The following is a 13,425-nucleotide window of genomic DNA, read 5'->3' as shown; positions in this document are numbered from 1 at the left end:
TTAAACTTAGGTATTTAAAATCTAAAAACTAATAAAAAAAGCTGCTCATACTTGTTCACAAGTATGAGCTTTTCAATTAAGAATTTTAGAAATAGGTGGTTAATATGAATACTCCATCTTCAGGTTCAGGATTAAAAACGATTTTAGCCATAGTGGCTATTATTCTCGGTTTAGTCTTGCTGATTGGAGGGATTTATCTTGCAGTGCTTGGTGGGTCTTGGTACTACATCATTGCAGGTTTATTCTTCATCGCGACTGCAATTTTATTGCAAAAATTAAAAAGCTCGGCACTGATTGTGTATGCACTATTTGTATTGGGTACAGTGCTGTGGGGCTTATGGGAAGTGGGTTCTGACTTCTTCGCATTGGCTCCTCGTTTAGATATTTTGGGTCTATTTGGTCTTTTATTGTTAATTCCAGCGGTCACTCGTGGTTTTAACAATACCAAAGGGGCAAAAATTGCCCTGACTGGTACATTGGCTATCACTATTGCAGTGATGATCTATGCGGTATTTAATGACCCGCAAGAAATTCGCGGTGAATTAACCACTAAGCAGCCTGCCACTGCACAGCCGATTCCGGGTATTGCAGACGGTGACTGGCCAGCCTATGGTCGCACTCAGTCAGGTCTACGTTATTCGCCATTAACTCAAATTAATTCAGAAAACGTGAAAGACTTAAAAGTCGCTTGGACGTATAACACAGGCGATTTTAAAACTGAAAATGACTCAGGTGAAACAACCAATCAGGTGACTCCAATTAAAGTTGGCGACAATATGTACATCTGTACAACGCACCAAAAATTGGTTGCGCTAGACCCGACAACGGGTCAGGCGAAATGGACATTTGATCCGAAATTAAGAGCGGATAAAACCTTCCAACATTTAACCTGCCGCGGTGTTTCGTATTTTGATGCAAGCAATACCGCTGGTTTCGAAACCAGTTTAGCTGTGAAAAAAACCACTTCAGCAGAGTGTCCTCAAAAAATCATTTTACCTGTCAATGATGGTCGTCTGGTTGCGATCAATGCCAAAACGGGTAAAGCCTGTACCGATTTTGGTAAAAATGGCGAAGTTGATTTACAAAAAGACATGCCATTTCCTTATCCGGGGGGCTATATCCCAACGTCACCGCCAGTGATTACCGGTACAACCATTATTATTGCCGGTTCAACCACAGATAACTATTCGACTGAAGAGCCATCGGGCGTGATCCGTGGTTATGATGTCAATACAGGTGAACTTCTTTGGGTCTTTGATACGGGCGCAGAAGATCCAAATGCCATTCCTGCACCGGGTCAAAAATATGTTCAAAACTCGCCAAACGCATGGGCACCTTTAGCTTATGATGCGAAGTTGGATATCGTATATGTGCCAACGGGTGTCGGTACGCCTGATATTTGGGGTGGGAACCGTACTGAGTTGCATGAGCGCTATGCAAACTCGATGTTGGCAATTAATGCAACGACAGGTAAATTGGTGTGGAACTTCCAAACCACGCATCATGATTTGTGGGATATGGACGTACCAGCTCAACCGACATTGACTGATATTAAAAATCAATCGGGTCAAACCGTTCCAGCAATTTATGTATTGACTAAAACGGGGAATGTTTTTGTTTTAGACCGTCGTACGGGTGCAGCAATTGTTCCAATTACTGAGAAACCTGTGCCACAAACAGTGAAACGTGGTCCTCAAACCAAAGGTGAGCGTTATGCTGCTACACAGCCGTTCTCTGATTTTGATCTTGCACCAAAAGAAAGATTAACGGATAAACAAATGTGGGGTGCCACGATGTTTGACCAATTGATCTGCCGTGTGTCTTTCCATAAATTAAACTACGATGGCATTTATACTCCACCTTCTGAAAATGGAACTTTGGTGTTCCCCGGTAACTTGGGTGTATTTGAATGGGGTGGTATGTCAGTCAACCCAGACCGTCAAATTGCCGTGATGAATCCAATTGGTTTACCATTTGTCTCTAAACTGATTCCAGCTGATCCGAACCGTCCAAAAACGGCCAAAGGCGCGGGTACTGAAGCCGGTATTCAGCCAATGTATGGCGTGCCTTATGGTGTTGAAATTAGTGCGTTCTTGTCTCCATTCGGTTTGCCATGTAAACAACCTGCTTGGGGCTATGTGGCCGGTGTCGATTTAAATACGCATCAAGTGGCTTGGAAACGTCGTATTGGTACAATTCGTGACAGTATGCCGGGTATTCCGTTACCGCCATTTAAAATGGGTGTGCCAATGCTTGGCGGTTCAATTTCTACTGCGGGTAATGTGATGTTTGTCGGTGGTACTCAGGATGATTACATTCGTGCAATCAATGTGACCAATGGTGATGAACTTTGGAAAGGTCGTTTGCCAGCAGGTGGACAAGCAACCCCAATGACCTATGAAAGCAACGGTAAACAATACGTGGTGATCATGGCGGGTGGTCATGGCTCATTTGGCACCAAGATGGGTGATGCACTGGTGGCTTATGCCTTACCTGATTAAAAACAATCTGTTGTAAATAGTTGATTTAAAAGCCTGATTCGTCAGGCTTTTTTATTGGGTTTATTCTGTCTTGCAATATATTTTCTTATTTATATTTGAATCTTTACGTTGTATATGAGAAATAATGATAAACAAGTGAAAAGAACATCAAATCGAATAAAGGCAGCAGGATTTTGCTGTATCCCGCGCTATCTGTGAAACATTGACACCCTTATCAATAAAACCGCTATTAAATATGTAAAAAACGCATTTTGTTGATAGGTTAAATCTCGTTATGCTGTGCATCGTTATAATAGAAACTACTAGCTGTACGCCATGTATTTATATACTGATTTTGATCAGCAACTGATCAATGAACGTGTTGCACAATTCCGTGACCAAACGGAACGTTATTTAGCGGGTAAATTGACGGAAGATGAATACCGTCCGCTACGTCTACAAAATGGTTTATACGTTCAACGCTATGCGCCAATGTTACGTATTGCTGTGCCTTATGGCTTAATGAACTCAAATCAACTGCGTAAAATTTCGGATTTGGCAAAAGAGTATGATCGTGGCTATGCCCATGTATCAACACGTCAAAATATTCAGTTTAACTGGCCAGCACTTGAAAATGTGCCTGACATGTTGGCAGAACTTGCGACGGTTCAAATGCATGCCATTCAAACCTCAGGTAACTGTATTCGTAATACCACCACTGACCAATATGCTGGTGTGGTTGCTGGTGAAATTGCAGATCCGCGTCCAACCTGTGAATTGATTCGTCAATGGTCAACATTCCATCCAGAATTTGCCTTCTTGCCACGTAAATTTAAAATTGCCGTCTCTGCATTGGCGGAAACGGATCGTGCAGCGGTTTCATTCCATGATATCGGTGTGTATATCGTGAAGAATGAAGCAGGCGAAATTGGCTATAAAATTAAAGTCGGTGGTGGTTTAGGCCGTACACCAGTCATTGGTAGCTTTATTCGTGACTTCTTACCACGTGAAGATTTAATTGCATATTTAGAAGCGGTTTTACGTGTTTATAACTTGCATGGTCGCCGTGACAACAAATATAAAGCGCGTATCAAAATTTTGGTCAAAGCTTTAACGCCAGCAGTTTTCGCGGAAAAAGTTGAAGCTGAATTTGCTCATACCATTCAGACTTTAAAAATTCAGCCTGAAATTTTGACAAAATTAGACCAAGAGTTTACGCCGTTTGATTATCAAGATTATGCAGATGAAGACTTTACTGAATTGTTTGCAGCTTATCCGAAATTCAAGCAATGGTTTAATATCAACACCAATGCACATAAGGTAAAAGGTTATCGTATCGTTACGATTTCACTGAAACGTACAGGTATTGCACCGGGTGATATGAGCACTGAAGAAATGAATTTGATCGCAGATCTTGCAGATCAATATACATTCGGTGAACTTCGTACCACGCACGAACAAAATATTTCATTGGTTGATGTGCCGCAAAAAGATTTATTTGCAGTATGGCAAGCACTTGAAGCGAATAATTTGGCGCGTGCACATATTGGTTTTGTCACCGATATTATTTGCTGTCCAGGCGGTGATTTCTGTTCATTGGCAAATGCGAAATCTATTCCAATCTCTGAAGCGATTTCACGCCGTTTTGATGATTTAGACACGATTTACAACTTAGGTAAATTGGATCTCAATATCTCTGGCTGTATGAATGCTTGTGGTCATCACCATGTGGGGAATATTGGTATTTTAGGTGTCGATAAAAAAGGTGCCGAATTCTACCAAATTACTTTAGGTGGCAACGCGGATCATGATGCTTCAATTGGTGACATTTTAGGACCATCATTTGCAGCAGACCGTGTACCTGACGTGGTTGAAGAAATTTTAAATACCTATCTTGATCTTCGAAACGAGGGTGAAGAATTCATCGAAACTTATCGCCGTGTTGGCATTCAACCCTTCAAGGAGCGTGCATATGCTTAATACCGCACTTCAAGTGCTCGCTAAAGATGGCACGATTGCAGACAATACTTATCAAGTGATTGGTGAAGATGGCATCTTGCCACAAGGTGATGTGGTTTTAACCGTTGAACAGTTAGACCAAATTGCAAATGTATCGGGTAAAAAAGCGCTTTACATTACTGTGGATGCTTCTCCTGAAGTGAACGAATTTCCACTGGATCAACTCGATGCAATTTTTATTGAGTTTGCAGGCTTTAACGATGGTCGTGGTTATTCATTTGCAGCGCTATTACGTCGTCAAGGCTATCAAGGCGAACTTCGTGCGACAGGTGATATTTTTAAAGATGTGTTGAACTATTTGAAGCGTTCGGGTTTCGATACTTTCGTGGTGAAAGAAGGTAAAGATATTCATGAAGCGGCAGCAGGTTTACATGATTTTAAACATCCGTACCAAGCATCGACGGCAGTTGCACAAGCAAGTTATCAAACGGGCGCTTGAGCTAAAAAAAGCATAAACGCTGAATAAAAAAGCCTCCAGATGGAGGCTTTTTTATTCAATAAGAAAAGAAAATTATGCTATTAGTATTCAAAAAAGAATCGATAGAGATCAATGATGTGGAATTTTTTAAAAAAGTGGCTATCGCCTAAGCAAGTTTATCCAGCAGTTGAGGCGGAATATGACGCAGTCATAGTAGGAAATAGTGCTGAAGTACTTATATTGGGGGCACATCCAGATAATTTACATGATGACGGCAATTATCAAAATTATTATTATGTTGATCCAAGCTTATCCAAATTTGAAAAGTCATTATTGCGACTAAGAAGTTACGATGGCCATATCCGCCAAGCCATATTAGAAGATCTGAAGGAATGCTTTGATCCTGAATTATTTCCGCATTTGTTGTGGCGTTTAAATGACTGTGTTGAAATTAATCGGCAATTAGCCATCGATCATGTACAGCGCTGGGCAGTACGCCCAGAGTTTTTAGTTGTGTGTACGCAGTATTTTTTTGACATTACGGCATTACAAAAGCGGTTGCGGGTCAACCCTGAAATCTTCCATTTACTTTTAGACAGTATTGGAAAAAATAAACTTTATCTGATGGAAAACTTAACACAAAAGCAAGGTCGTCTGCCTAGAGTTATTCTGGCTTTTGCTTCGGAATATCAATGGCTAGAAGATGATGAATTAATGCATCTGTGCGAACAGGCTAACGATCAGCTGGTTCGTAAGTATTGGCTGGATAAAATAATGCAGTCGGCTTCTGAACAGCAACTGGTCTCTATTCTAAAAAATACGCAACGAAAAGATGTGCAGTACACATTATTTAATGCCTTATGGGATAAAAATGTTTTCACTGTAAGTGATCTCATTCAATTTTGGCATAGTCCATATTGGGCTGTAATGGATTATGCGGATTTTGCATTAAGGCAAAAGTATTTTGATTTTGATCAATATTTTCAGGAACATTCAATTCAAAATTTGTCTCAAAAGTCTTTACGTCTTCGAGGCTATCAATGGGTGATCAGGCAAGGTTCGCAGACTGAATTTTTTAACATTATTCAAGCTTTAGACAATAATGTGATTGCCAATGCAGTGATGAAATTCGCATTGAAAAGAAAATATGTAAATTTTGAGCAGATTGTTTCTTATTATCATCGGACTGAGCAAAATCTAACATTCCTCGTTTTTTCAAAAATCCAGCAAATCTCTGGTCAGCAATTGAGTTTGCATGAAATTGAAAGCTTTATAGATTTAATGGATGAGCCTGTGTCGCTATTGCAGAGATTAGAACTGGCTACTGGATATAATCTATGGGAACAGCTGTATTGGTATGTATTGCAATGGGATTTTATCCATAATGCCGATGAGCAAATAATTTATGATGACTTTGTACAAAGACAATTATGGCATTTAAATTATGCAATTTATCCGCCACATTGGCAGCCACAGCAAAAGCAGAATTTAGAACGGGTATTGCCTAAACTCATTCAACGATATCCCGACATATTCTCAGGCCAGAATGTTTTGAAAATTTTAAATCAAACTTTGAATGGCGTGAGCTAATCAGCAAACGGTTCATAAATATGCATTCATGAACCGTTTATTTTAAGCTGGCTATGACTGTTCAAGCTGACAATTAATCATCCATTTCACCTCAAATTGATCGGTAAAAGTGCCATACAATGCGCCCCAAAATGTCTTTTCTAAAGGCATTTCAATTTGACCATTTATGGATAAAGCATCAAATAAGCGTTTTGCTTCTACTTGCTCACTGGCATCTAAATTAATTGAAATATAATGATTAGTGCCTTTGCTAAAGACAGTATTTGCTGCACAGAATTGATCATTGGTATCGGATGCCATTAATTCGGTAAATTTATTGATGGGGAGTGACACATGCAGAATAAGATTTTTATCGGCTTCTGATAAGGTGACACCTTCTTCAGCAGGTAATTCACCATAACGGGTCAGGTTGGAAAACTCACCACCAAAAACAGATTTATAGAAGTTGAATGCGGCTTCGGCTTCACCCTGAAAATTAAGGTAATGATTGAGTTGCATCTTGATGTGTCCATATTGTTGTTTTGACAGATACAACTTACCAGCTCATATGTTAAATATTAATGAATAAATTGTAATCAAAAAAATCCCTCAATAATGAGGGATAAAGTGCTCTCTCCCTATGGGAAAGAGCTAGATAGAGGGGCGGAAATTATAGTAACTCTATCGCTACAGCAGTTGCTTCACCACCACCAATACATAAAGCAGCAATCCCTTTTTTACCGCCAGTACGTTTCAATGCATGAATTAAAGTCAAAATAATACGTGAACCTGTAGAACCGACAGGATGACCGAGTGCGCAAGCACCGCCATTAATATTCACTTTTTCAGCATCCAATTTAAAGTCATCAATCGGGCACATGGTAACCATCGCAAATGCTTCATTGATTTCCCAAAGATCGACATCGGAAGCCGTCCAGCCCGCTTTATCCAAAACTTTTTGAATTGCACCCACTGGTGCAATGGTAAATTCTGAAGGGTGCTGAGAATTTGATGCATAAGCCACAATTTTTGCAAGCGGGTTTAAACCTTTTGCTGTTGCATTGTCCGCAGACGTTAATACTAATGCAGAAGCACCATCAGAAATAGAGCTGGCATTTGCAGCTGTAATCGTACCGTCTTTGGCAAAGGCAGGGCGCAGCGTTGGAATTTTATCAATATTGGCATTAAACGGTTGTTCATCTTTATCAATGACAACATCACCTTTACGCGATGAAACTGTAACAGGCACGATTTCATCTGCAAAATAGCCTTCGGTAATAGCTATTTGAGCACGTTTGAGTGAACGAATGGCAAAATCATCCATTTGTTCACGCGTATAGCCTCGTGTATTGGCCATATCTTGAGCAAAGGAACCCATTAGGCGACCTGTTTCAGCATCTTCTAAGCCATCAAGGAACATATGATCTTTGATTTCACCATGACCCATGCGATAACCACCACGTGCCTTGGGTAACACATAAGGTGCATTGGTCATCGATTCCATACCGCCTGCGACCACAATTTCAGCAGAACCAGCTTTAATCATATCTGCTGCCTGCATGACCGCTTTCATGCCAGAACCACATAATTTGTTAATGGTGACTGCACCTGTTGAGTTAGGCAGACCCGCTTGGCGCATTGCTTGGCGTGCAGGGCCTTGCTTTAATCCAGCAGGAAGTACACAACCCATTATGACTTCTTCGACATCAGTTGGTTGTAATCCTGAACGAGCAATCGCTGCTTTAATGGATGCTGCACCTAGTTCTGGTGCTGTTGCAGCCGCTAAACTTCCTTGAAAACCGCCCATTGCTGTACGTGCACCATTTACAATTACGATGTCTGTCATTGTTTTGCTCCGATATTTACTTTTAACTAAATTATTTTCCAAACTTAAGCAGTATATTGAAAAAAACAGAGGAATAAAGTCTGATTGTTCTCTAGTTGTAGACTCATGGGTTCTTAGCAAGTGAAGGGCTTTTCAATACGAATATTTCCCATCTGACTGAGTATGATTTTATGCGATGCTTGCTGAGCAGTGGAGCAATAATAAAAACTACCATTCGAACCAATAGGAAGACCATTTGCTGCTTGAAAAGTTAAACTGGGAATGCTTAGTGTTCCTCTCCAATTTAAATTTCCATATTTCAAATCGGTTGATTCGGTCAGGATAATGTGTTCATTGGCATCCACCTGTCGGTTTTTATTAGAATCGATAAAAATAATAAAACCTGAATTCCAATGGTTCACTTGACAATTTAATTTATCTTGGCTGGGACAAACAACCACATTGCTATGTTGAAGAGCGGCATGTGACTTTGCCAATTGAATGCTTGAAATCAGTTTGTTGGTGGTTTTTATTGTTTCTTGTTTGGCCATGACTTCATGAAAATAAGGTAGAGCGAGGATTGCAATAATCGCTAAAATAGCGACCGTCATGATTAGCTCTATGAGCGTAAAACCATTTTTTTGTTTAAAAAACATTGAATTAACCTTTTGGTGTATTTTTTTAATTGTTTATGTTATTAATGTTTTGTTTTTAATCGTTTTTTCTGCAAGTAATATTTATTACTTAACTTTTAAGAAAACTGTTAAAATAATTCGCAAGTGACCATAAGCTATTCGCAACAAAAAATTGAGTAAAAAATTACCGAATTACAACGGAAATTGTAAGTAATTTTGTCAATAATTCACTTGATTAAATTTATCAAGCACTTGGAAAAAAAAGAAAGTGTTTGTATGATTCATAGTGAGTAGCTTAAAAATAAAACTGGGTATTAGAAAACCTATTTCAGGATAGCCAAATTTTAGGCTTGAGCTTGAACAACAATTGTTATCTCTGGAGGATAAATCCATGAAAATGAGTCGTATTGCACTAGCTATGCTAGTTGCTGCACCTTTAGCTGCTGCGAATGCTGGCGTAACTATTACCCCATTAATGGTTGGTTATACTTTCCAAGACACGCAACACAACAACAGCCGTGGCAACCTAACTAATAATGGTCAAGAACTTCAAGACGATTTATTCGTTGGTGCTGCGATTGGTGTTGAATTGACTCCATGGTTAGGTTTCGAAACTGAATATAACCAAGTTAAAGGTGATTCAGACGTTAATCAGGGCGAATATAAACAAACTCAAATCAATGGTAACTTTTATGCTACTTCTGATTTGATCACTAAAAACTACGACAGCAAAATTAAGCCGTACGTATTATTAGGTGCTGGTCACTATAAATATGAGCTTGATACCGCTGCTGGTCGTGATACCCGTGGTCTTGAAGAAGAAGGTACTTTAGGTAATGCTGGTCTTGGTGCTTTCTGGCGCTTAAACGATGCTTTGTCTTTACGTACTGAAGCTCGTGCTACTTACAACATCGATGAAGATTTCTGGAACTACACAGCTTTGGCTGGTCTAAATGTTGTTCTTGGTGGTCACTTGAAACCAGCTGCACCTGTAGTTGAAGTTGTTGTAGTTGAACCTGTTGTTCCAGTTCAACCAGCTCCACAAGAGTTGACTGAAGACCTTAACATGGAACTTCGTGTGTTCTTTGATACAAACAAATCAAACATCAAAGATCAATACAAACCAGAAATTGCTAAAGTTGCTGAAAAGTTAGTTGAATATCCAAACGCTACTGCTCGCATCGAAGGTCACACAGATAACACTGGTCCACGTGCATTAAACGAACGTTTATCTTTGGCTCGTGCTAACTCTGTTAAATCTTCACTTGTAAATGAATACAATGTAGATCCAGCTCGTTTGTCTACTCAAGGTTTTGCTTGGGATCAACCGATTGCTGACAACAAAACTAAAGAAGGTCGTGCTATGAACCGTCGTGTATTCGCGACTATTTCTGGTAGCCGTACTGTAATTGCTCAACCAGCTCAATAATTTATTATTGAACTGAGTTAAAAAAAGCAGCCGTAAGGCTGCTTTTTTTATGAAGAAAAATTTATTTCTATAATAGATAATTTGCATAAATCAAAAAATGTTCAATATTTGTTTTTTAAAAGCAGCACAGCCATCATTTGATGGATTCAATTTTTGATTTTGGCTTTACAAGCCACTTATTTTAATCGAAAAGTGACTGATGAAAGAAATCTAATAATTCAAAGTCGGAGTTATTACATGCTGAGTTTAATTTTTACTCATGTAATTCTCTGCTCTAGGGTTGAACCTAGCCTTTGTGACTCAAGACATTTCACCCGCATAAAAGTGGTTAAAGTTTTACTCATATCTGCATCAGAACAACCATATTTAAAAGCGTTTTATTTTGCATGATTGTCGCTTATTGAGAAGTGAGCTATAGCTATATTAAAAGACCAAGTTACCCAGACCTTTATGATTTTTGCACAATAAAAAACAGCCCGAAGGCTGCTTCTTATTTAAGTAAAAATTAATCATTTTCTACATTGACAGGTTGTACATCCATGTCTTTATATGGAATAAGCTTGGTTTTATATTTCCATTTATAACCTAACCAGATGACAAGAAATAGCGGAATACTAATGTAAGTCGAAACTAAACCTAACCAATCTACTTTTCCACCAATCAGTGCTTCATAGTTCTGACCGAGAATAATGATCGAGCAGAGGATAAAGGCAAACCATGGTGCAAAGGGAAAGAACTTTGCTGTATAGGCTAAGTCTTCCAGTTTATGACCTTGCGCTAAATAGCCTTTACGGAAGCGATAGTGTGAAATCGCAATGCCTAACCAGACGATAAAGCCACACATTCCTGACATATTAAGCAACCAATTGAACACTTGTTGCTCACCAATAAATGTGGTTAAGAAACAGAGTGCCGCAATTGCAGTCGTTGCATAAAGTGCATTCATCGGTACGCCACGAGTATCGAGTTTTGCAAACCATTTCGGTGCGCGACCTTCACGTGCCATATCAAATAGCATGCGTGTAGATGAATACATTCCCGAGTTACCCGCAGATAAAATGGCAGTTAAGATCACCGCATTCATTAAACTTGCAGCAAAAGCAAAGCCTGCTTTTTCGTACAATAATGTAAATGGCGAAAGGGTGATGTTGTCACTAGCCGCGGCTTGTAAAAGACGAGGATCATCATAAGCGACAAGTGTGCCAATAATGAAAATACACACCACATAAAATAATAGGATACGCCAGAAAATTTGCTTAATGGCAACAGGAATGGTTTTTTTAGGATCTTTAGATTCTCCCGCGGCAACCCCGACCATTTCTGTACCTTGGAAGGAGAATCCTGCAATCATGGCCACACCAATCATGGCTTGTAGTCCACCGACAAAAGGTGCATCACCTTTGGTCCAGTTGGAGAAAGTGACCATATTCGGTGTTAGGATGATTTTTGCAATCATGGCAATGCCAATAATAATAAAGACAATAATCGCAATGACCTTGACCAGTGAGAATAAAAACTCACTTTCACCAAAACTTTTCACGGTCAGTGAATTAATTGCAAAAATAATTGCAAGGAAAATGGCACTCCAGTAGAAGCCGGGAATATCTGGAAACCAAAATTTCATAATGAACTGAACCGCAACCAGTTCAAAAGCAACCGTGATTGCCCAGTTGTACCAATAGTTCCAACCCAAGGCGAAACCAAAACCACCTTCAACATATTTAGTACCATAGGTAAAAAATGCACCTGAAGTGGGATTGTGCGTGGCAAGTTCGCCCAAACTTGTCATTAAGAAATAAATCATTACACCAATAAGCGCATAAGCGAGTAATGCACCGCCGGGACCGGCATTGGCAATGGTTGCACCAGAAGCGAGGAATAAACCTGTGCCGATGGAGCCACCAATCGCAATCATATTTAGATGGCGAGCACCAAGTTTACGCTGTAAGTGTGGTTGATCAATTTCACTCATTATTGTTCCTTAGGTTTCTTTTGAGTGTTGGCGAACAGCACTTTAAAGCCTTGTTGATCGGCTTTGGTTGTACATTGACCAAAATTTTGCTCAATTAATAATGGATAATTTAGAAAGCGGTTAGCTACAATCCATAATTCACCACCCGATTTTAAATGACGTCGTGACGTTTTGCATAAACTCTCACTGGCGTTGTAATCGGTTTGAATACCTTGATGGAATGGCGGATTACTGACAATGGCATGCAAGAATAGCGGTGCATCTTCAATACCAGTCACTGCTGTAATTTCAAGTTGTTCTGGCGCAAGATTGTTTTTTTCAAAGGTCATTTGGGTGGAAGCCAAAGCAAAAGCATCAACATCCATGGCAAAAATCCGATTTTTCGGATTGAGTTTTGCTAAATAAGCACTGATGACACCTGAACCACAACCAAAGTCGGCAATTTTACCCGCAGTGACTTGTGATAAATAAGGTAAGAGCACCGCAGTACCAATATCTAAACGATTCTGACTAAATACGCCCGGTAAGGCACAGATCTTTAAGTCACCATTGGGTGTAGGAACGGTATATTGTTGTGCCCAATCATCCAGTTTTTTCGCTGTCACGGTTTTTTCAACCGTCATTTGCCACATCTGACAGTGACGTGCGCTATCTAATTTACAGGCTGGACCAAACGGTAGTAACTGTTTGGCTGCACGTTCAACACCCGCTTTTTTTTCTCCAACAAGGAAAACTGAAGCACCGACGTTTAAACGGCTGACCACATTATGTAGGAGGTAATTAAGCAGCTCTTTGGACTTCGGGACAAAAATAATCGCTTGGTCAAAATCATCTGTAGGAAGATCAACACCAAAATGTACATTGGCTTGTTGGGACTGAAAATATTGTAATTCGTTATAGTTCCATGTCCATATACATGGAGTGATGTCTTTTTCTAAATTGGACAGTAAGTCATCCGTAGGTGCATTAATGAGTAGTACACGTCCAGACAGATATTCGTGCTGTCGAATGACAACTTCACTTCTAGGATCCATTTTTTATCTCGCCATTGAAAAACTCTGCCCAGACAATGCTGGGC

At 39.7% G+C, this 13,425-nt stretch carries 10 protein-coding genes; 5 read left to right on the top strand and 5 right to left on the bottom strand.

Annotated elements, in window-relative coordinates; translation table 11 throughout:
- The first annotated feature begins 104 nt into the window (after positions 1 to 104).
- The 4 genes from B9T24_RS05210 to B9T24_RS05195 all read left to right on the top strand — a co-directional run bounded on the left by B9T24_RS05210 (position 105) and on the right by B9T24_RS05195 (position 6,507).
- Positions 105 to 2,501 carry a glucose/quinate/shikimate family membrane-bound PQQ-dependent dehydrogenase gene (locus B9T24_RS05210; RefSeq protein ID WP_086164807.1) on the top strand — a complete coding sequence of 799 codons (2,397 nt, stop codon included), beginning with the start codon at positions 105 to 107 and terminating at the stop codon, positions 2,499 to 2,501.
- Between the two features lie 315 nt (positions 2,502 to 2,816).
- Complete coding sequence (locus tag B9T24_RS05205; protein ID WP_086164806.1) at positions 2,817 to 4,460, top strand: nitrite/sulfite reductase; 1,644 nt, start codon at positions 2,817 to 2,819, stop codon at positions 4,458 to 4,460.
- Entirely contained in the window at positions 4,453 to 4,938 is a 486-nt protein-coding gene (locus tag B9T24_RS05200; RefSeq protein WP_086164805.1) for a DUF934 domain-containing protein, read from the top strand. Before B9T24_RS05205 ends, B9T24_RS05200 begins: the two co-directional genes overlap by 8 nt.
- 114 nt (positions 4,939 to 5,052) lie before the next feature.
- On the top strand, positions 5,053 to 6,507 hold the full coding sequence (locus B9T24_RS05195) for a hypothetical protein (protein ID WP_086164804.1): 1,455 nt from the start codon (positions 5,053 to 5,055) through the stop codon (positions 6,505 to 6,507).
- Between the two features lie 51 nt (positions 6,508 to 6,558).
- Here the strand turns inward: B9T24_RS05195 and B9T24_RS05190 are convergent, their stop codons facing one another.
- The 3 genes from B9T24_RS05190 to B9T24_RS05180 all read right to left on the bottom strand — a co-directional run bounded on the left by B9T24_RS05190 (position 6,559) and on the right by B9T24_RS05180 (position 8,967).
- The gene (locus B9T24_RS05190) at positions 6,559 to 7,005 is read right to left on the bottom strand and encodes a VOC family protein (protein WP_086164803.1); all 447 of its coding nucleotides are present in this window, start codon (positions 7,003 to 7,005) and stop codon (positions 6,559 to 6,561) included.
- 151 nt (positions 7,006 to 7,156) lie between these two features.
- Positions 7,157 to 8,332, bottom strand: a complete 1,176-nt coding sequence (locus B9T24_RS05185) for a thiolase family protein (RefSeq protein ID WP_086164802.1) — start codon at positions 8,330 to 8,332, stop codon at positions 7,157 to 7,159.
- Positions 8,333 to 8,445: 113 nt separating this feature from the next.
- Positions 8,446 to 8,967: a GspH/FimT family pseudopilin gene (locus tag B9T24_RS05180; protein WP_086164801.1), complete on the bottom strand. Its 522-nt coding sequence runs from the start codon at positions 8,965 to 8,967 to the stop codon at positions 8,446 to 8,448.
- 370 nt (positions 8,968 to 9,337) lie between these two features.
- On the opposite strand from B9T24_RS05180, the gene omp38 reads away from it, so the two are divergent.
- Complete coding sequence (omp38, locus tag B9T24_RS05175) at positions 9,338 to 10,375, top strand: outer membrane protein Omp38 (RefSeq protein WP_086164800.1); 1,038 nt, start codon at positions 9,338 to 9,340, stop codon at positions 10,373 to 10,375.
- 505 nt (positions 10,376 to 10,880) lie between these two features.
- Here omp38 and B9T24_RS05170 read toward each other — a convergent pair.
- Positions 10,881 to 12,347, bottom strand: a complete 1,467-nt coding sequence (locus tag B9T24_RS05170; RefSeq protein WP_086164799.1) for an amino acid permease — start codon at positions 12,345 to 12,347, stop codon at positions 10,881 to 10,883.
- Positions 12,347 to 13,381 (bottom strand): class I SAM-dependent methyltransferase, encoded by a 1,035-nt coding sequence (locus B9T24_RS05165; RefSeq protein ID WP_086164798.1) that lies wholly within the window; start codon positions 13,379 to 13,381, stop codon positions 12,347 to 12,349. The genes B9T24_RS05170 and B9T24_RS05165 overlap by 1 nt, the downstream gene beginning before the upstream one ends.
- Between the last annotated feature and the right edge of the window lie 44 nt (positions 13,382 to 13,425).

Source organism: Acinetobacter sp. ANC 4654, assembly GCF_002135425.1.
GTDB classification, from domain to species: domain Bacteria; phylum Pseudomonadota; class Gammaproteobacteria; order Pseudomonadales; family Moraxellaceae; genus Acinetobacter; species Acinetobacter kyonggiensis.
This window is presented reverse-complemented; position numbering and strand designations above follow the sequence as displayed.

What these genes read in the sequence shown, in the direction of transcription:
- B9T24_RS05180 (WP_086164801.1), bottom strand. Translation starts at nt 8,967, where the DNA reads ATGTTTTTTAAACAAAAAAATGGTTTTACGCTCATAGAGCTAATCATG.
- B9T24_RS05185 (WP_086164802.1), bottom strand. Translation starts at nt 8,332, where the DNA reads ATGACAGACATCGTAATTGTAAATGGTGCACGTACAGCAATGGGCGGT.
- B9T24_RS05190 (WP_086164803.1), bottom strand. Translation starts at nt 7,005, where the DNA reads ATGCAACTCAATCATTACCTTAATTTTCAGGGTGAAGCCGAAGCCGCA.
- omp38 (WP_086164800.1), top strand. Translation starts at nt 9,338, where the DNA reads ATGAAAATGAGTCGTATTGCACTAGCTATGCTAGTTGCTGCACCTTTA.
- B9T24_RS05205 (WP_086164806.1), top strand. Translation starts at nt 2,817, where the DNA reads ATGTATTTATATACTGATTTTGATCAGCAACTGATCAATGAACGTGTT.
- B9T24_RS05200 (WP_086164805.1), top strand. Translation starts at nt 4,453, where the DNA reads ATGCTTAATACCGCACTTCAAGTGCTCGCTAAAGATGGCACGATTGCA.
- B9T24_RS05170 (WP_086164799.1), bottom strand. Translation starts at nt 12,347, where the DNA reads ATGAGTGAAATTGATCAACCACACTTACAGCGTAAACTTGGTGCTCGC.
- B9T24_RS05210 (WP_086164807.1), top strand. Translation starts at nt 105, where the DNA reads ATGAATACTCCATCTTCAGGTTCAGGATTAAAAACGATTTTAGCCATA.
- B9T24_RS05195 (WP_086164804.1), top strand. Translation starts at nt 5,053, where the DNA reads ATGTGGAATTTTTTAAAAAAGTGGCTATCGCCTAAGCAAGTTTATCCA.
- B9T24_RS05165 (WP_086164798.1), bottom strand. Translation starts at nt 13,381, where the DNA reads ATGGATCCTAGAAGTGAAGTTGTCATTCGACAGCACGAATATCTGTCT.